A 17819-nucleotide genomic window follows, 5' to 3' on the forward strand; every position below is an offset into this window, starting at 1 on the left:
CTTGAGCCGCGCCTAGACGACGGCCCCGCGCCCCGGGTCGTCGTCGTCCTCGTCGCCCTGTGCCATCCGCGCGACCAGCGTCGCGAAGCCGCCCAGGAAGCCGCCGACGCCCAGCGTCGTCAGCCACCACGTCATCTCCCACTGCAGCAGCACCGCCAGGAGCAGCAGCACCGGGCCGCCGACCACCGCCAGCCACGCGAACTTCGACGTGGTGTCCGCCTCGGGGAGCTCCGGCTCCGGCGGGACGAAGTGGCCCTCGTCCTCCTTCGACTCCGGCGGTGTGTGGTCCCGCGGGCCCGAGCCGGGGCCCACGCCCACACCCACGCCCGGGGCGAAGACCACCGAGCTGCCGAGCGCGGCAGCCGGCGGCTCCGGCTCCGCCCCCGGCTCGGGATCCGGCTTCGCCTTCGCCTCCGCGTCCGCCTCCGGCGGCAGCGGCGGCAGCGGCTTCACGTCCTCCTCAGGCAGCAGCAGGTTCTCGATCGGCCGGAACGGTCTCGCCCCCGGCGGGTCCGGCGGCTCCTGTCCGTACCCGGCGACGATCGCGGCCCACGCCGCTTCCTCGTCCAGCGGCGGAACTCCGCCCGACTGCTCCTCGTGCTCAGCCACCCGCCTCCGCCCCCTCCCTGCCCACGCTCTCCGCCAGCCGGCCGACGAACGCAAAACTGTCCGCGAAGATCCGCTCCGCGTCATGGTCCAACGTCGCGACGTGGTAGCTCTGTTCCAGCAGGGTCTCGGTGACGTCCCTCGACGAGATCCGCGCCAGGATCCGCGCGGAGTCGACCGGCGGTACGACATGGTCCTGCGGGCTGTGCAGCAGCAGCACCGGCTGCGTCACCTGCGGCAGATCCACGTCCACCAGCCTGAAGAACTTCCGCAGCGAATCCGCGGCCCGGGTCGGGACCCGGTCGTAACCCACCTCGTCCGAGCCCGGCTTCGCGATGTCGCTGGCGATGCCCGGCGTCGACCGGATGAAGTGCTTGGCCACCGGAAGGGCGAAGGCCAGCGGGTCGTGCACCTTGTTGGCCGGGTTGACGAGGACGAGGCCGCTGATCGCGACCCCGTGCTTGGCCGCCAGCCGCAGCGTGAGGGCACCGCCCATCGACAGTCCGAAGACGAACACCTGCTCGCACCGGTCCAGCAGCTCGCGCAGCGCCCGGTCCACCTCCGCGTACCAGTCCTGCCAGCCCGTGAGCTGCATGTCCTGCCAGCGCGTCCCGTGCCCGGGCAGCAGCGGCAGGGACACCGTGAGCCCCTTCCCGGCCAGATAGTCGGCCCAGGGGCGCAGCGACTGCGGGGAACCGGTGAAACCGTGGCAGAGAAGGACGCCGACCTCTCCGCCCTCGTGGCGGAACGGCTCGGCTCCAGGGAGGACGGGCACCAGGGTCTCCTTGATCATGATGTACATCAGGTGGGTGCGTTGCTCTGTGTGACTTCACCGTACGCGACCGGGCTGACACCGACCAGGGTCGTCGGGCCGCTGCAGGGGGACCCACGGGATAAGGTCTGTTCGACAGACACAGGAAGGCTTTCGAGTTGATCTACGGCGCAATGAAGTTCTCCATCGGCGGATCCCTGAAGCTCGCCTTCAGGCCGTGGGTGGAGGGCCTCGAGAACATTCCCGCCGAGGGGCCGGCGATCCTCGCGAGCAACCACCTTTCCTTCTCCGACTCCTTCTTCCTGCCGGCCGTGCTGGACCGGAAGGTCACCTTCATCGCGAAGGCGGAGTACTTCACCTCCCCGGGCGTCAAGGGCAAGCTGACGGCCGCCTTCTTCAAGGGCGTCGGCCAGCTCCCGGTGGACCGCTCCGGTGCCCGCGGGGCCGGCGAGGCCGCCATCAAGAGCGGCATCGACGTCATCGAGCGCGGAGAGCTGTTCGGTATTTACCCCGAGGGGACGCGTTCACCCGACGGGCGGCTCTACCGGGGCAAGCCCGGCGGGCTGGCCCGGGTGGCGCTGGCCACCGGCGCCCCCGTCATCCCCGTGGCCATGATCGACACGGAGAAGATCCAGCCGCCCGGCAAGGTGGTCCCCAAGCTGATGCGCCCGGGGATCCGGATCGGCAAGCCGCTGGACTTCAGCCGCTACCACGGCATGGACGGCGACCGCTTCATCCTCCGCTCGGTGACCGACGAGGTCATGTACGAGATCATGAAGCTCTCCGGCCAGGAGTACGTCGACATCTACGCGACGGCGGCCAAACGGCAGATCGCCGACGCGGAGAAGGCCGAGAAGGCAGAGAAGTCCGCCAAGGGCGACAAGGGCGACAAAGCGGAGTAGGGCGGGCGGCGTTACCGCCCTCGGCAAGGCAACGACAGTGGCGGGGCGGGGCGGGGCGGGGTAGGGAAATGGCGAAACGCGAACGTGTCGTGCGCATGTCGGTCGAGCAGCCGCTCTGGCGGGCCCTGACGGCGTACCGACTGCTGACCATGGTCTACGCGGTGCTGCTGTTCGCCTCCGCGTACAAGCGGTTCGACCGGCCGGCCGTCGCGATCGGCTACCTCGCCGCCCTCGCCGTCTGGACCCTGGCCACCTCCTCCAAGGTGACCAACGCGGCCAGTTGCACCAAGCGCTTCCTCTGCGCCGACCTCACCGTCGCGGTCGTCGGCATACTGCTCACTCCCGTCGCCGACACCCAGCAGCGGATCGCCGGGGGAGGTCCCACCCTCCCCACCATCTGGACCGCCGGCGCGGTCCTCGCCTTCGCCCTCAAGGGCGGCTGGCGCTGGGCCGGCTTCGCCTCCACCTTCGTGGCGGTCGCCAACATCGCGATCCACGGCGGCGATCCCACCCGCGACACCCTGCACAACGTCCTGCTCGTCTGGGTCGCCTCCATCGCCATCGGCTACGTCGTCGAGGTCGCCCGGGCCAGCGAGGCCACCCTGGCCCGTGCCCTGGAGATCGAGGCCGCCACCCGCGAACGCGAGCGCCTCGCCCGGGACATCCACGACGGGGTCCTCCAGGTCCTCGCCATGGTCCAGCGGCGCGGCACCGAACTGGGCGGCGAGGCCGCCGAGCTCGGCCGGATGGCGGGCGAGCAGGAGGTGGCGCTGCGCACCCTGGTCTCCAGCGGGCTCGTGCACCCCTCCCGGATCTCCCGCGACGAGTCGCTGGGCGCGCTGGTGGACTCGTACGAGGTGGAGGAACCGGGCGCCGACGACGGCGACGTGGACCTCCGCACCCTCCTCGCCCCGCACGCCGGCTCCCGGGTGAGCTTCGCCGAGCCGGGCACCCCGGTGGAGCTGCCGGTGCCCGCCGCGAAGGAGCTGGCCGCGGCGGTCGGCGCCGCCCTCGACAACGTGCGCAAGCACGCCGGGGAGGGGGCCAGGGCCTGGATCCTGGTCGAGGACTGGGGCGACGAGGTGATCGTCACCGTCCGTGACGACGGCCCGGGGATCCCGGCGGGCCGGCTCGACCAGGCGGAGGGCGAGGGGCGGATGGGCGTGGCCCTGTCCATCCGCGGCAGGCTGCGTGACCTCGGCGGCAGCGCCGAGCTGGTGTCCGTCCCCGGACAGGGCACCGAAGTGGAACTGAAAGTACCGAGGGGGAGGACGGACAAGCGATGAGCGAGCCGCACGAGATCAAGGTGATGGTCGTCGACGACCACCCGATGTGGCGGGACGCGGTCGCCCGCGACCTGGCCGCCGCGGGCTTCGACGTGGTGGCCACCGCGGGCGACGGCCCCGAGGCCGTCCGCCGGGCCCGCGCCGTCACCCCGCACGTCCTGGTCCTCGACCTCAACCTGCCCGGCATGCCCGGGGTCCAGGTCTGCAAGGAGCTCGTCGGCGCCAACCCGGCGCTGCGGGTCCTCGTCCTGTCGGCGAGCGGCGAGCACGCGGACGTCCTGGAAGCCGTGAAGTCCGGCGCGACCGGATACCTGCTGAAGTCCGCCGGAGCCCAGGAGCTGATCGACGCGGTCCGCCGCACCGCGGCGGGCGACCCGGTCTTCACGCCCGGCCTGGCCGGCCTCGTCCTCGGCGAGTACCGCCGCCTGGCCACCGACCCGGCGCCGACCGCCTCCGACGAGCCGAAGGCCCCGCAGCTGACCGACCGGGAGACCGAGGTGCTCCGGCTGGTGGCCAAGGGACTGTCGTACAAGCAGATCGCGGAACGGCTGGTCATCTCCCACCGCACGGTCCAGAACCACGTCCAGAACACCCTGGGCAAGCTCCAGTTGCACAACCGGGTGGAGCTCGTCCGCTACGCCATAGAGCGCGGCCTCGACGACGCGTAGGCGCGCCGGCCGGGACCGCCGCCCGGTCGAACGTCGTACTTACTTCCTCGTACGAGTGAACGGGCGTACGCAACGCCCCGTGATTCCACCGGAATTGACCTCCCCGACACCCTTGTTGTGACCTGCGTCACCACTAGCGTGGCCGTCATGGCGAAGGGAGATGCAATGAAGGTCGGAGTGCTGACCGGTGGCGGCGACTGCCCCGGGCTCAACGCGGTGATCCGGGGCGTCGTCCGCAAGGGCGAGCAGGAGTACGGGTACGGGTTCATCGGATTCAAGGACGGCTGGCGGGGCGCCGTCGAAGGGGCCACCGTCCCCCTGGACATTCCCGCGGTCCGCGGCATCCTGCCCCGGGGCGGCACCATCCTCGGCTCCTCGCGCACCAACCCGTTCAAGGTGGAGGACGGGGTGCGGCGGATCAAGGAGAACCTCGTCAAGTACGAGGTCGACGCGCTCATCGCGATCGGCGGCGAGGACACCCTCGGGGTCGCCGCGAAGCTGTACGAGGAGTACGGCGTCCCCTGCGTAGGCGTGCCGAAGACCATCGACAACGACCTCTCGGCGACCGACTACACCTTCGGCTTCGACACCGCCGTCGGCATCGCGACCGAGGCCATCGACCGGCTGCACACCACGGCCGAGTCGCACATGCGGGTCCTGGTCGTCGAGGTCATGGGCCGGCACGCCGGCTGGATCGCCCTGCACTCGGGCCTCGCGGGCGGCGCCAACGTCATCCTCATCCCGGAGCAGCGCTTCGACATGGACCAGGTGTGCGCCTGGGTGACCTCCCGGTTCAAGGCGAGCTACGCGCCGATCGTGGTCGTCGCCGAGGGCGCCATGCCCAAGGACGGGGACATGGTGCTCAAGGACGCCACCAAGGACTCCTTCGGACACGTCCGTCTCTCGGGCGTGGGCGAGTGGCTGGCGAAGGAGATCGAGGCGCGGACCGGCAAGGAGGCCCGGACGACGGTTCTCGGCCACATCCAGCGGGGCGGCACGCCGAGCGCCTTCGACCGCTGGCTGGCGACCCGGTTCGGGCTGCACGCGATCGACGCGGTGCGCGAGCGGGACTTCGGCAAGATGGTCGCGCTCAAGGGGACGGACATCGTCCGCGTGCCGATCGCCGAGGCCACGGCGAAGCTGAAGACGGTGGACCCGGCGCTGTACCAGGAGGTCGGCGTCTTCTTCGGCTGAGCCGAGCGGTCGGGAGCCATGGGTCGTATGGTGACAAACGACCCATGGTCCCTACCTACGGGAGCAAGCGTGGAGATCCTGGCCTTCGGTGTGACCGCCGATGAGAAGCCGCTCCTGGAGCGGGCCTTCGCCGGGCAGCACGAGGTCCGCTGCCTCGACGTCTTCCTGAGCGAGGACACCGCGCCGATCGCCGCGGGCTACGAGGTCGTGTCGTCCAGCGTGAACGCCGACCTGAACCGCCGGGTGCTGCGGATCCTGGCGGCCGGCGGGACGAAGATGATCGCCCAGCGGTCCACCGGCTTCAACAACATCGACCTCGACGTGGCCCGGCAACTGGGCATGACGGTCAGCCGGGTCTCCTACTACTCGCCCTACTCGGTGGCCGAGTTCGCCTGGGCCCTGGCGATGGCGGTGAACCGGCGGATCGTCCGCGCCTCGAACCGGACCAGGGACTTCGACTTCCGCCTGAACGGCCTCATGGGCCGGGACATGCGCGGCCGCACGGTGGGCGTGCTCGGCACCGGCAAGATCGGCGAGGCCTTCACCCGGATCGCGCACGGCTTCGGCATGAACCTGCTGGGCTGGGACGTGGCGCAGAACCCGGCGTGCGTGGAGCTCGGCATGAAGTACGTGGACAAGGAGGAACTGTTCGCCTCCTCCGACCTGATCAGCCTGCACGTGCCGCTGCTGGAGTCCACGCACCACCTCATCGACGCGACGGCGCTGGGGCTGATGCGGGACGACGCCATCCTGGTGAACTCCAGCCGGGGCGGCCTGGTCGACACGGACGCGCTGGTCTCGGAACTGCGCGCGGGCCGCTTCGAGGGGGTCGGCCTGGACGTGTACGAGGCCGAGGCCGGGGTGTTCTTCCTGGACAAGTCCCTCGTGGTCGTGGAGGACGACACCCTGGCCCGGCTGGTCACCTTCCCGAACGTGGTGGTGACCTCGCACCAGGCGTACTACACGACGGACGCGGTGGGGCAGATCATCGACACCACGGTCCGGAACGTGGCCGACTATCTGGCGGGCCGCCGCTCCGAGAACACCCTGGTTCCTTCCTGACGCGGGTGCGGGTGCCGCTGCGCGGAGCCGTGCCCTACCCGCCCTTCCACCGTTCCCCGGGGCTCCGCCCCGGACCCCGGTCCTCAAACGCCGGACGGGCTGAAACTCCAGCCTCGCCGGCGTTTGAGGCGCGGGGGTCTGGGGGCGGAGCCCCCAGTTTCGGGAAGGGGCGGGGTGGGGGAAAGGCCCCGCGCAGCGGTCAGGCCCGCACGGAGACCCTGGCCACCAGCTCGCGCAGCAGGTCCGCGCCGCGGAGGGTGAGCACCGACTCCGGGTGGAACTGGACCCCCGCGAACCCGCCCGCCGCGGAGCGAAGCGCGTGGACCTCACCCGTCACCGGGTCCCGCGAGACCTCCACCCCCGCCGGCTCGGCGCCTTCGGCGCAGTACGCGGTGTACGTGTTGTAGAAGCCGACCACCTCCTCCACCCCGAACAGATCGATCCGCGTCTGCGCCCCCTGCGCCGGCGCTGCCTTGCGGACCAGCGGCAGACCGAGCTCCGCCGCCAGCAGCTCGTGCCCCAGGCAGACCCCGAGCAGCCCGCCCCGGTGCGAGGCGAGCAGATCCGCGGCCAGCGCGCGCAGCATCCGCATCTTGGGGTCGGCGGCGTCCGCCGGGTTCCCCGGGCCCGGGCCCAGCACGATCGGGCCCTCCCAGGCCAGGGCCGCGGCCCGCAGGCCCGGATCGTCGTAGCGGCGTACGGTCACCTCCAGCCCCGCCACCCTCAGCACGTGCGCCAGCATCGCCGTGAAGGTGTCCTCGCCGTCGACCACCAGCGCGTGGCCGGTCGGGGCGGCGGGCTGCTCCTGCATCCGCAGCCAGAAGGGGGCCAGATCCGCCCGCCGGGCGGACAGCGCGGCCTGCACCCGGGGGTCCTCCGCCAGCCGGGCCCCCTCGAAGGCCGGGCGGGGCGCCGCCGGCCGGACCCCGAGCGCCGCCAGCACCCCGGCGGCCTTCGCGTGGGTCTCCGCGACCTCGCCCGCCGGGTCGGAGTGCCGCACGAGCGTGGCGCCGACCGGCACCCGGAGGGTGCCGTCGGGGGCGATGTCGGCGGTGCGGATCAGGATGGGGGAGTCGAGGGTCTGCGCGCCCGCGGAGTCGACGCCCAGCAGGGCCAGCGCGCCCGCGTAGTAGCCGCGGCCCCCGGCCTCGTACCGCTCGATCACCCGGCAGGCGTTCTGCACGGGCGAGCCCGTCACCGTCGCCGCGAACATCGTCTCGCGCAGCACCTCCCGCACGTCCAGGGAGGAGCGCCCGCGCAGCTCGTACTCGGTGTGCGCGAGGTGCGACATCTCCTTCAGGCGCGGTCCCACGACGACCCCGCCCCGGTCGCCGACCGTGCACATCATCTTGAGCTCCTCGTCGACCACCATCGACAGCTCCTCGGTCTCCTTGCGGTCGCCGAGGAAGGAGAGGAGGGAGTCCACGGTGGGGCCGCCGGCCGGATAGCGGTACGTGCCGCTGATCGGGTTCATCACGACCGTGCCGCCGGACATCCGTACGTGGACCTCGGGGCTGGCGCCCACCAGTGTGCGCTCCCCGGTGTGGACCACGTACGTCCAGTACGCGCCCCGCTCGCCCTCCAGCAGCCGCCGGAACAGGGCGAGGGCGTCGGCCCGGCCGAAGCCGTCGATCCGGCCCTCGTAGGTGCGCCGGATGACGAAGTTCGCGCCCTCCCCGCGGCCGATCTCGTCCTCGATGACCCGCTCGACCGTGGCCGCGTACTCCTCGTCGGGCACGTCGAAGCCGCCCCCGTCGACGCGTACGGCGTGCCCGGGCAGCGCGGCCAGTGCTTCGGAGAGCGGGATCTCGTACGCCTCCTCGGCGACGAGCACGCTCAGCGGCGTCCCGTCGTCGCGTACGTCGAACCCGCGCTCCCGGATCTGCCGGAAGGGGACCAGGGCGAGGGTGGGCAGCTCCCGGACGGGGAGGTCGGCGAGGCGCTCGGCCTCGTGGACCGGGCCGAGGAGCACCTCGACGGTGTCGTGGTCGCGGCCCGGGGTCCGCCGGCGCAGCAGGGCGAACGGCGGGCAGGAGTCGTCGAGCAGTCGGCTGAGTGCGAGGGACATGGGCGGGTCGTCCTTCCGGTGGGAGGAGCGGCCCGGCATCCACGCGGAAACGCGGAAGGCCGCCCCTCGGGGCGGCCTTCTCGTCGGTAAAGTCGTTTACGTACGCGAGAGGAGTGGGCCGCCGGGAGCGAGCCACCACCAGTTCTGGTTCGAGTGCGCGTACATGGTGGGCACCTTAGCCCAGAACGCCCTCCGGGCGCTGTATGTGTCTCATGACGCGGGATGAACCATGGATTCCGAATTTTTGGGTGCTGTCTGCCTTCGAGCCACTTGCGTCTCACTACGTGGTCGCAAGGCTGGACAGGGCGAATGACGCCGTAATGTTTACGAGGTGACCGTGAACGCTGAAACCCAAGCCCCCGCCGCCAAGGCGACCTGGCGAGACCTTCCCGCGGCGCAGCAGCCTTCGTACCCCGATGCCGAGGCCCTGCGCGCTGTCGTCGCGGACCTCGAGTCGTATCCGCCGCTCGTCTTCGCGGGCGAGTGTGACCAGCTGCGCGCCCGTCTGGGAGCCGTCGCCAAGGGCGAGGCGTTCCTGCTGCAGGGTGGCGACTGTGCCGAGGCCTTCGACGCCGTGTCCGCCGACCACATCCGCGCCAAGCTGAAGACGCTGCTCCAGATGAGCGCCGTCCTGACGTACGCGGCCTCCGTGCCCGTCGTCAAGGTCGGCCGCATCGCGGGCCAGTACTCCAAGCCGCGCTCCAAGGACACCGAGACCCGCGACGGCGTCACCCTGCCGACCTACCGCGGCGACTCCGTCAACGGCTTCGCCTTCACCGAAGAGGCCCGGATCCCGGACCCCGAGCGGCTGAAGCGCATGTACCACGCGTCGGCCTCGACGCTGAACCTGGTGCGCGCCTTCACCACCGGTGGTTACGCCGACCTGCGCCAGGTGCACGCCTGGAACCAGGACTTCGTGAAGAACTCCCCGTCCGGGCAGCGCTACGAGCAGCTCGCGCGGGAGATCGACAACGCGCTGAACTTCATGAAGGCCTGTGGCACCGACCCGGCCGAGTTCAAGGCCGTCGAGTTCTACGCCTCCCACGAGGCGCTGCTGCTCGACTACGAGGGCGCGCTGACCCGTACGGACTCCCGCACCGGGAAGCTGTACGACACCTCCGGCCACATGGTCTGGATCGGCGAGCGCACCCGCCAGCTGGACCACGCGCACATCGAGTTCTGCTCGCAGATCGCCAACCCGATCGGCATCAAGCTCGGCCCGACCACCACGGTGGACGAGGCGCTGACGTACATCGACCGCCTGGACCCCGAGCGCGAGCCGGGCCGGCTGACCTTCGTCGTCCGCATGGGCGCCGACAAGGTCCGCGACAAGCTCCCCGAGCTCGTCGAGAAGGTCACGGCGTCCGGTGCGACCGTCACCTGGGTCACCGACCCGATGCACGGCAACACCTTCGAGGCGGCCTCCGGCCACAAGACGCGCCGTTTCGACGACGTGCTCGACGAGGTCAAGGGCTTCTTCGAGGTCCACAAGGGCCTCGGCACCCACCCGGGCGGCATCCACGTCGAGCTCACCGGTGACGACGTCACCGAGTGCGTGGGCGGCGGCGACGAGATCTTCGTCGACGACCTGCACCAGCGCTACGAGACGGCCTGCGACCCGCGGCTCAACCGCAGCCAGTCCCTGGACCTGGCGTTCCTGGTCGCCGAGATGTACCGCGACCAGTAAGCGGGATCTTCAGCACGTAGCTTCCTACGGCAATGGGGCGCGGATCGATGTGATCCGCGCCCCATCGTCGTTTCCAGGGCTTTTAGGTGACCCTAACTTTGGGTACGGTTAGGTAAGCCTCACCGAATCGGGGATGGCTCGCAGAACCATTCCGCCCAGGGAGGTGAACCGCGTGTACGTCTGCTCTTGTTTCGGGATCACCGACAAGCAGGTCAAGGACCACGCGGCTGCCGGCGCCTGCACTCCGCGCCAGATCGCCTCGGCGACGAAGGCCGGCACCGACTGCGGCTCCTGCGTGCGCACCATCCAGGGCATCCTCGGCCGCGGCGCCTGCCCGCGTCGGGAGCTGCTGGAGAAGGGCAACACGGCTGCCGTCCTGGCCGCCGACCCGGGGCTTGCGCCCGCGCCGGAGCTGGCGGAGGCTGCCTGACGGCTGTCGCCTCGGTTGCGGGGCCGCCTGCTAGCTCGGCTGCTCGATCAGCTGCGCGATGTACAGCGGCTCACCCAGGGACTCGATGAGCTCCAGCTGGGTGTCGAGGTAGTCGATGTGGTGCTCCTCGTCCGCCAGGATCTCCTCGAAGAGGCGGGCCGAGGTGACGTCGCCCTTGCCGCGCATGACCTCGATACCGCGCTTGAGCCGGTCGATCGCCTCGACCTCGACCTGGCGGTCCGCCTGGAACATCTCCGTGATCGTCTGGCCGACGCGCACGTGGAAGAGGCGCTGGTAGTTCGGCAGACCATCGAGCATCAGGATGCGCTCGGTGATCTTGTCCGCGTGCTTCATCTCGTCGATGGACTCTTCACGCGTGTACTTGGCGAGCTTGGTCCAGCCCTTGTTGTCCTGGATGCGGTAGTGCAGCCAGTACTGGTTGATGGCGGTCAGCTCGCCGGTCAGCTGCTCGTTCAGAAACTCAAGGACCTCGGGGTCGCCCTGCATCGCAGAGGCTCCTTCCAGGCAATGTCAGCTATGTGACGGGGCTGGGGGTACCGCCCAGCGGTAGCTGGGGGAGTGCGCGCATCCTTGCACCGCCGCTGGGGGGCGTCCAGTAAGTGCCTCCTTAGTGGGAGTTGCCGCGACTTGCCCGGATCGACTCCCACATTGGCCCGGACCTCGCCCGGACCCGGCCCGGACCTGGTCATGACCACCCCGGCAAGTCTGTCACCATGGAGTCATGGGTCAGCCGGAAAGCCGGGAATCTCCGGGAGCAGAGCAGCCGGAGCTCCCTCCGGGGCAACGGCTCCAGCGGGGCTGGCCGGTCACCCACTACGGGCCTGTACCCAAGTTCAAGCCCGAGCGCTGGGAGTTCCGCGTCTTCGGCGCGACGGCCGACGGCGAGAAGCACTGCTGGAACCACGAGGAGTTCACGGCCCTGCCGTTCGACTCGGTGGTGGCGGACCTCCACTGCGTGACGAAGTTCAGCATGCGGGGCGCCGAATGGGGCGGTGTGCTCGCCCGTACCGTCCTCGCCCTGGCGCCGCCCGCGCCGCAGGTCACGCACGTGATGGTGTGGGCCGAGTACGGCTTCAGCTCCAACATGCGGCTGGCCGACTTCGCTTCCGAGCGGACCGTCTTCGCCACCCATGAGGGCGGCGAACTCCTCACCGCCGAGCACGGTTTCCCGCTGCGGCTCGTGGTCCCGCACCTGTACGCCTGGAAGGGCCCCAAGTGGGTTCGCGGCGTCGAGTACATGACCGCCGACCGCCGGGGCTTCTGGGAGGAGCGGGGTTACCACAACATCGGCGACCCCTGGCGCGAGCAGCGTTACTCGTACCAGGAGGAGCCGGGGGACGGGCCCGAGCTGTAGGCAGTGCTGCTGCCGTACTGCTCAGTGGTGGTACTGGTGGACCACGGCGTGGCCCTTGCCGCGACCGATCATCCACTTGTTGACCGGGACCGTGATCACGAAGGCTGCCACGAGCGCGATCGCGAGCACCGTCCAGAACAGCGGCGACGACAGGTGCGCGTCCATCGCGCCGGGCCACAGCGCGATCACCCCGTTGTCGATCAGTTCCATGACGGCGATCGAAAGGGTGTCGGCGGCCAAAGCCACCCGAATGGCCGTACGCAGGTCAACGCCGGCGGAGAGGATCCCGCGCAGGGTGAGCGCGTAGCCGAAGAAGAACGCCAGCACGATCGCCAGGACCATGGTGGGCACGTTCCCCCATCCGAGCGCGGTACCGATGACCATGCCGAGCACCTCGCCGATGGCGCATCCGGTGAGGCAGTGGAGGGTGGCCTTGGCGGCCATGGCCCAGCTGACCTTGCCGTGGGCGGCGTGGCCAGTGTGGCTGCCGTGGCCCTCGTGCCCGGTGTGCTGCTCGCGTTCGCCGTGCTGCTCGTGTTCGCCGTGCTGGTGGTGCTCGCCGTGCTCGTGGTGTGCGTGCGCCTGCTCCATGACGACCCCCTCATGGGAAATGCCGGGTAGCGGTTCCGTCGATCCGACAGAACCGTATACCCCCCTGGGGTATTCCTCAGGTAAGTGGATCACTGAGGGCCGCGCAGCTCCTTCAGCAGCGCCACGTCCGCCGCATGTCCTTCCTTGCCGCCGGGCGTCTCGGTGATCAGCGGTACGCCCTCCATCGCCGGGTGCGTGAACAGCTCGGCGAAGGCCTCGCGGCCGATGTGGCCCTGCCCGATGTTGGCGTGCCGGTCCTTGTGGGCGCCGACGCCCTCTTTGGAGTCGTTCGCATGGACCAGCTTCAGCCGGCCCTCGCCGACCGTGTCCACGAGCAGGTCGAGGGTCCGCTTGGTGCCGCCGGGCTCCGCCAGGTCGTGACCGGCCGCGAAGATGTGGCAGGTGTCCAGGCAGATCCCGAGCATCGGATGCCGGTCGAGCGCCTCGAAGTACGGGCCGAACTCCTCGGCCGTCGAGCACAGCGACGAACCCTGCCCGGCCGTGGACTCCAGCAGCAGGAACGGGTCGTCCTCGTGCGTCAGCTCGTCCAGCAGCGGCAGCATGTGCTCCCTGACCTGCGCGTACGCCGCCTCGCGCGGGCGGCCTCCGGTCGCCGAGCCGGTGTGCACGACCACCCCCAGCGCGCCGATCTCCCGGCCGCGGCGCAGCGAGTGGCGCAGGGACTCCACCGACTTCTCCACGGTCGCCTCGGTGTGGGAGCCGAAGTTGATCAGGTACGGCGCGTGCACGTACGCCGGGATGGACTCCGCCGCGCACTCCGCCCGGAACCGCTCGTCCTGCGCCGGATTGCCGACCGGGGTGGCCCAGCCGCGCGGATTGGCGACGAAGACCTGGACGGCCTCGGCGCCCATCTCGCGGGCGTAGGTCAGGCCGACCGAGGCGAGGCCGCCCGCCACGGGGACGTGCCCGCCCACTGGATTTCGTATCACTGCCGCTTACAGTCCCTTGGTCTTGATGGTGATCGTGCTGCCCTCGGGGGCGTTCTGCCCGGCCGGTACCGACTGGGACTCCACGGTGTTGCTGAAGGAGAGGAAGGGCCGGTCCACCTTCACCTTGAAGCCCGCGGCCTCCAGCGCCTTGCGGGCCGCGTCCACCTCCTGGCCCGTCACGCCCGGGACCGGGAGCTGGCGGGGGCCCTTGGAGACGGTCAGCGTGACCGTGTCGCCGGCCGCGGCCTGGGTGCCGGCGCCGACCGACTGATTGGCGACCGTACCGGCCGCGGCGGGGGAGTTGACCTGCTCGGGGGCCGTGTCGACCTTGAAGCCCAGACCCTCCAGACTCGCCTTCGCCTGCTCGACGGGCAGCCCCAGCACGCTCGGCATCGGCACCGGGCGGCCCTTGCTGACCACGAGCGCGACCGCCGTGTCCGGCGCCCGCTTCTCGCCGCCCGCCGGGTCGGTGCTGATCACCGAGCCCTGGGCGATGTCCTGGCTGAAGGCCTGCGTGACGATGCCGGGAGCCAGTCCGGCCTTCGTCAGCTCCTGCTTCGCCTCTTCCAGCGGGCGGCCCTTCAGGTTGGGCACGGCCATGACCTGGGGGCCGCGGGAGATGGTGATCGTCACGGCGCCGTTGCCGCGGATGCGCTTGCCGCCCGGCGGGTCGGTGTTCATCACGGTCCCGCGGTCGAAGGCGTCGCTGAACTTCCGGTCGACGCCCTTCACCCCGAGACCGGCCGCCGACAGCTGGGCGCGGGCCTCGGACTCCGTCTTGCCGAGGAGGTTGGGGACCTTCGTGAACTGCCCGGAGCTGATGTACCAGACACCGGTACCGAGGCCGAGGGTGAGCAGCAGCCCGGCGATGACGAGGAGCACACCGCGGCGGGGCAGACGGGCCGCGGCCGGCCGGTGCGTCGGCGGCGCAGGAGGCGGAGGCATCTCCAGGCGGGACGTGTGGTGCACGGGCTGGTGCGCGGGCGGGTGCGTGACCACCGGGCGCGGGATCACCCCGGTGCGGTCCTCGGCAGACGACCGCTCCTCGGCCCGCGCCTGCGGCGGTACGGCGTCCAGCTCGGCGTCGCCGAGCAGCGCACGGGCCTCGCGGACGAGGCCGAGCAGGGCGGCGGCGTCGTACGGGCGCAGCTCGGGGTTGCGGGCGGTGGCCTGCGCGACGAGCTCGTCGAGGCCGACTGCCAGCCCGGGGACGGCGGCCGAAGGGGGCGGCACGTCCTCGTTGAGGTGCTGGTACAGGACCTGGGCGGGGGTGCCGCCGGTGTGGGGCTTGGCGCCGGTGAGCATCTCGTACAGGACGACACCGCAGGCGTAGACGTCCACGCGGGTGTCGGCGACCCCGCTCTCGATCTGCTCGGGGGCCAGGTAGGACACCGTGCCGAGGACCGAGCCGGTGGTGTTCGTCACGGAGTCCACGGAGCGGACCAGACCGAAGTCGGCGACCTTGACCCGGCCGTCGTCGCCGATGAGGACGTTCTCGGGCTTCATGTCCCGGTGCACGAACCCGGCCCGGTGGGCGGCGCCGAGGGCGGCGAGCACCGGTTCGAGGATGTCGAGCGCGGCGCGCGGCCGGAGCGCGCCGCGCTCGCGGAGCACGTCGCGCAGGGTGCAGCCGGACACGTACTCCATGGCGAGGAAGACGTACGGCCCGTCCGTGCCCTGGTCGAAGACGGCGACCACGTTGGGGTGGGCCAGCCGGGCCACGGACCTCGCCTCCCGGATGAACCGGTCGACGAAGGCGGCGTCGGCGGCGAGCGCCGGGTGCATCACCTTGAGCGCGAGGACGCGGTCGAGCCGGGTGTCGACGGCCCGGTAGACCGTGGCCATGCCACCGGCCGCGATGCGGGCGTCCACGCGGTAGCGGCCGTCGAGCACGCGCCCGACGAGGGGGTCATCCAGGGTCGTATCCACCCGCCGATTCTACGAGCCGGTCCGCTGCGCTCGGCCGGGGCGGGGTGGCTTGCAGCCCACCTGTGACGTGGGCGGGGGCGTACGGGGCTCACGCGCGGGGGCCCCACCCCTGCGGGGCGGGGTCGGGGGTGTAGGGGCGGGCCTTGGCCCGGGCCTCCAGGCCGCTCCCCGAACCGGGCAGGCGGCCGGCCACCGCCAAACAGCGATCAGCAGCACCCCAGCCTTCGCGACGCGCTCCCCATTTCTCAGAACCCTGTTCGAACCGCAAGGCCCCAAGATCGAAACAACAACGGGTTCGCAGCGACACCGCCACCTTGACCGGGCGCCTCGTGGTGACACGGAAGCTGCTGGATGCGGCCGACCGAGCGGAGTTCGTACGGGATGTCAGAACCTGTAGACACCACGCCAGGTCCAGCCGGCTTGCAGGACCGTCGTCCGCAGGGGGTTCTTCAGCTGCCGCGAGTCGAATTCGAACGTCACGACCTTGTGTCTGCGGCCGTCGGGCCCCTTCTCGTAGACCCACCGCTTCCGCATCCCGCGAATGGGTCCGCGGCCCTGCGCCCGAGCCACGACCCGGCCGGGTGGTGCGCCCGCGCGGGTTACTTCGAACTGTTCGTCGATGGCACGCACCTCGCGCTCCCGAGGCCTGAGGGACAGCCAGACCTTGAGCGTCCGGTCCACCTGCCGGCGTGTCAGTCCAATGCCCGTGGCCGGTTCGAGGACACGCCATTCCGCTACGAGGTCCGCACCGCCGACGCCGGTCTCCCGAATGCGGAAGGGGACCCCGGAGTCGTTCAGCGCGAGCAGCGCGTCTCGCAGTTGCTGCGTCGGCAGGACCCGGGTTCCCGGCTCGGCGTGCCGGGTGCCCGTCCATCTGTCCCACAGGTAGCCCATGCCTACGCCTCCTTCTCCGTAGTCGGCCGTACGCTTCGCAGGAGTCGCCGGAAGTCACCTACGACGTGTGCGTGCTGGGTTGCGGTGGCAGTGAGGGCCGGCCGCATCACCCCGCACTTGCGCGGTTCCTCAGTATCGACCAGTGAGAGGTAGACCTGGGACTGGACCAGGTCGCGCCGCACTCCGCCTGCGAGCGTCGTGAACGTCAGCCGCTGGGTGAGGGTGGGAGCGTCCGCGCTGCCGAACTCGTGGAGGCTGGTGACCGTCACCGATTCGGCAAGGGCGGCCATGCGCCGGGTGGACTCGGCGGCGAGTTCGGCCAGCGTCGTCCCTTCGGGCGGAATGTCTCCGTCCAGCGTGATGTCGGCAGCGAATCCGGCGTCCGGGTGCGGATGCACCGAGGCGAACGCGATTCCTGGGCCGACGGTTTCCGGGCGGGCAGGGAGCCAGCCGTCGGGCAGCCGGAATGTGATGGGGACTGGTACTGGTGTCGGCATGCAGGTTCCTCCTTCCCGCCGGCGAGTTCCCTCGGGCGGGAGGCCACCGACGGGTGCTCCCGCCCAAGGGAGAAGACTCACAGCCCGGAGCCTCCGGTCGCGTCGATCACCTTGCCGGTGACCCAGCGCGCGTCGTCCGAGGCGAGGAAGGCCACGATGTCGGCCACGTCTTCCGGCCGGCCGACCCGGCCCAGCGCGGCCAGGGACGCCGCGTGGGCTTCGGCCTGCGGGTTGCCGCGCAGCCAGCCCGCATTGACGTCCGTGTCGATGATCCCTGGGGCGACCGAGTTCGCTGTGATGCCCCGGGCTCCCAGCTCCTTGGCAAGGTTGAGGGTGAAGTTGTCCAGGGCGCTCTTCGTCGCGCCGTAGGCGATGGCCTCCGGCATGGCGAGGTGGGCCGCGCCGCTGGAGATGTTGATGATCCGGCCGGCGTCGCGCAGTCGCTTCAGTCCCTCTTGCACGATGAAGAACGGTGCTCGCACATTCACAGCGAAGACCTCGTCGAAGCCGTCCTCGGTAAGTGACGCCAGGTCCGCGCTTCGTCCCATACCGGCGTTGTTGACGATGATGTCGACGACTTGCGCGGGCGCGTGGTGGGGAATCTGGGCGTCGAAGGCCGACCACAAGGCTGCGGCGTCGCCGCGCCGGCCCAGCTCCGCGTGGAGGGCGAAGGCCCGTCCGCCGTCTTTGCGGATGCGCGCCACGACGTCGTGTGCCGCGCTCTCATCGCGGGCGTAGGTCAGTGCGACAACAGCGCCGTCCTGGGCAAGCCGCTCCGCGACAGCTCGCCCTATGCCCCTGCTGCCGCCGGTGACCAGCGCGATCTTTCCTTCAAGTCGCCGCGAACCCATGCTGGTTGCCCCTCTTTCATTTGTTGAGTGATCGACCAAGAAGGAAGTTAGCACGAT

18 protein-coding genes are annotated in these 17819 nt (G+C 70.6%); 8 read left to right on the forward strand and 10 right to left on the reverse strand.

The annotated features are described in order from the left end of the window. Positions 1–12: 12 nt before the first annotated feature. Positions 13–609 (reverse strand): hypothetical protein, encoded by a 597-nt coding sequence (locus OG625_RS28080; RefSeq protein WP_329386543.1) that lies wholly within the window; start codon positions 607–609, stop codon positions 13–15. Continuing rightward, on the reverse strand, positions 602–1381 hold the full coding sequence (locus OG625_RS28085) for an alpha/beta hydrolase (RefSeq protein WP_329391013.1): 780 nt from the start codon (positions 1379–1381) through the stop codon (positions 602–604). Before OG625_RS28085 ends, OG625_RS28080 begins: the two co-directional genes overlap by 8 nt. Positions 1382–1551: 170 nt before the next feature. On the opposite strand from OG625_RS28085, the gene OG625_RS28090 reads away from it, so the two are divergent. From OG625_RS28090 to OG625_RS28110, 5 genes are all read left to right on the forward strand, one after another. Further along, positions 1552–2280: a lysophospholipid acyltransferase family protein gene (locus tag OG625_RS28090; RefSeq protein ID WP_329391015.1), complete on the forward strand. Its 729-nt coding sequence runs from the start codon at positions 1552–1554 to the stop codon at positions 2278–2280. A 68-nt stretch (positions 2281–2348) separates the two neighbouring features. Next, positions 2349–3566, forward strand: coding sequence for a MacS family sensor histidine kinase (gene macS, locus OG625_RS28095; protein WP_329386545.1), 1218 nt, complete (start codon positions 2349–2351; stop codon positions 3564–3566). Further along, entirely contained in the window at positions 3563–4234 is a 672-nt protein-coding gene (locus OG625_RS28100; RefSeq protein WP_329386547.1) for a response regulator transcription factor, read from the forward strand. Before macS ends, OG625_RS28100 begins: the two co-directional genes overlap by 4 nt. 165 nt (positions 4235–4399) lie before the next feature. Beyond that, the gene (locus OG625_RS28105) at positions 4400–5428 is read left to right on the forward strand and encodes a 6-phosphofructokinase (RefSeq protein WP_329391017.1); all 1029 of its coding nucleotides are present in this window, start codon (positions 4400–4402) and stop codon (positions 5426–5428) included. 69 nt (positions 5429–5497) lie between these two features. Further along, positions 5498–6490 (forward strand): 2-hydroxyacid dehydrogenase, encoded by a 993-nt coding sequence (locus tag OG625_RS28110; protein WP_329386549.1) that lies wholly within the window; start codon positions 5498–5500, stop codon positions 6488–6490. A gap of 199 nt (positions 6491–6689) precedes the next feature. On the opposite strand, the gene OG625_RS28115 is transcribed toward OG625_RS28110, so the two are convergent. Then, positions 6690–8558 carry an anthranilate synthase family protein gene (locus OG625_RS28115; RefSeq protein ID WP_329386551.1) on the reverse strand — a complete coding sequence of 623 codons (1869 nt, stop codon included), beginning with the start codon at positions 8556–8558 and terminating at the stop codon, positions 6690–6692. 331 nt (positions 8559–8889) lie between these two features. On the opposite strand from OG625_RS28115, the gene OG625_RS28120 reads away from it, so the two are divergent. Beyond that, the gene (locus OG625_RS28120; RefSeq protein ID WP_329386553.1) at positions 8890–10245 is read left to right on the forward strand and encodes a class II 3-deoxy-7-phosphoheptulonate synthase; all 1356 of its coding nucleotides are present in this window, start codon (positions 8890–8892) and stop codon (positions 10243–10245) included. A 133-nt stretch (positions 10246–10378) separates the two neighbouring features. Then, on the forward strand, positions 10379–10675 hold the full coding sequence (locus tag OG625_RS28125; RefSeq protein WP_443067786.1) for a (2Fe-2S)-binding protein: 297 nt from the start codon (positions 10379–10381) through the stop codon (positions 10673–10675). A 30-nt stretch (positions 10676–10705) separates the two neighbouring features. On the opposite strand, the gene bfr is transcribed toward OG625_RS28125, so the two are convergent. After that, positions 10706–11182, reverse strand: coding sequence for a bacterioferritin (gene bfr, locus OG625_RS28130; protein ID WP_329386555.1), 477 nt, complete (start codon positions 11180–11182; stop codon positions 10706–10708). Positions 11183–11417: 235 nt separating this feature from the next. Between bfr and OG625_RS28135 the strand changes: the two genes are divergently transcribed. Beyond that, a complete protein-coding gene (locus tag OG625_RS28135; protein WP_329386557.1) occupies positions 11418–12050 on the forward strand; it encodes a sulfite oxidase-like oxidoreductase in 633 nt (210 codons plus the stop codon). A 21-nt stretch (positions 12051–12071) separates the two neighbouring features. On the opposite strand, the gene OG625_RS28140 is transcribed toward OG625_RS28135, so the two are convergent. The 6 genes from OG625_RS28140 to OG625_RS28165 form a co-directional block, all read right to left on the reverse strand. Then, entirely contained in the window at positions 12072–12641 is a 570-nt protein-coding gene (locus OG625_RS28140) for a DUF4396 domain-containing protein (protein ID WP_329386559.1), read from the reverse strand. An 89-nt stretch (positions 12642–12730) separates the two neighbouring features. Continuing rightward, entirely contained in the window at positions 12731–13588 is an 858-nt protein-coding gene (locus tag OG625_RS28145; RefSeq protein ID WP_329391021.1) for a deoxyribonuclease IV, read from the reverse strand. 9 nt (positions 13589–13597) lie between these two features. Beyond that, positions 13598–15520 (reverse strand): Stk1 family PASTA domain-containing Ser/Thr kinase, encoded by a 1923-nt coding sequence (gene pknB, locus OG625_RS28150; RefSeq protein WP_329386561.1) that lies wholly within the window; start codon positions 15518–15520, stop codon positions 13598–13600. A 384-nt stretch (positions 15521–15904) separates the two neighbouring features. Then, positions 15905–16414, reverse strand: a complete 510-nt coding sequence (locus OG625_RS28155; protein WP_329386563.1) for a hypothetical protein — start codon at positions 16412–16414, stop codon at positions 15905–15907. A gap of 2 nt (positions 16415–16416) precedes the next feature. Continuing rightward, positions 16417–16911, reverse strand: coding sequence for a hypothetical protein (locus OG625_RS28160; RefSeq protein ID WP_329386565.1), 495 nt, complete (start codon positions 16909–16911; stop codon positions 16417–16419). 77 nt (positions 16912–16988) lie between these two features. After that, complete coding sequence (locus OG625_RS28165; RefSeq protein ID WP_329391024.1) at positions 16989–17762, reverse strand: SDR family oxidoreductase; 774 nt, start codon at positions 17760–17762, stop codon at positions 16989–16991. Between the last annotated feature and the right edge of the window lie 57 nt (positions 17763–17819).

It is taken from the genome of Streptomyces sp. NBC_01351 (genome assembly GCF_036237315.1).
Lineage (GTDB): Bacteria > Actinomycetota > Actinomycetes > Streptomycetales > Streptomycetaceae > Streptomyces.

Excerpts from the sequence above, each read along its gene's own strand:
- OG625_RS28090 (WP_329391015.1), top strand. The coding sequence starts at position 1,552 with ATGAAGTTCTCCATCGGCGGATCCCTGAAGCTCGCCTTCAGGCCGTGG.
- macS (WP_329386545.1), top strand. The coding sequence starts at position 2,349 with ATGGCGAAACGCGAACGTGTCGTGCGCATGTCGGTCGAGCAGCCGCTC.
- OG625_RS28100 (WP_329386547.1), top strand. The coding sequence starts at position 3,563 with ATGAGCGAGCCGCACGAGATCAAGGTGATGGTCGTCGACGACCACCCG.
- OG625_RS28105 (WP_329391017.1), top strand. The coding sequence starts at position 4,400 with ATGAAGGTCGGAGTGCTGACCGGTGGCGGCGACTGCCCCGGGCTCAAC.
- OG625_RS28115 (WP_329386551.1), bottom strand. The coding sequence starts at position 8,558 with ATGTCCCTCGCACTCAGCCGACTGCTCGACGACTCCTGCCCGCCGTTC.
- OG625_RS28125 (WP_443067786.1), top strand. The coding sequence starts at position 10,379 with ATGGCTCGCAGAACCATTCCGCCCAGGGAGGTGAACCGCGTGTACGTC.
- bfr (WP_329386555.1), bottom strand. The coding sequence starts at position 11,182 with ATGCAGGGCGACCCCGAGGTCCTTGAGTTTCTGAACGAGCAGCTGACC.
- OG625_RS28135 (WP_329386557.1), top strand. The coding sequence starts at position 11,418 with ATGGGTCAGCCGGAAAGCCGGGAATCTCCGGGAGCAGAGCAGCCGGAG.
- OG625_RS28140 (WP_329386559.1), bottom strand. The coding sequence starts at position 12,641 with ATGGAGCAGGCGCACGCACACCACGAGCACGGCGAGCACCACCAGCAC.
- OG625_RS28155 (WP_329386563.1), bottom strand. The coding sequence starts at position 16,414 with ATGGGCTACCTGTGGGACAGATGGACGGGCACCCGGCACGCCGAGCCG.
- OG625_RS28160 (WP_329386565.1), bottom strand. The coding sequence starts at position 16,911 with ATGCCGACACCAGTACCAGTCCCCATCACATTCCGGCTGCCCGACGGC.
- OG625_RS28165 (WP_329391024.1), bottom strand. The coding sequence starts at position 17,762 with ATGGGTTCGCGGCGACTTGAAGGAAAGATCGCGCTGGTCACCGGCGGC.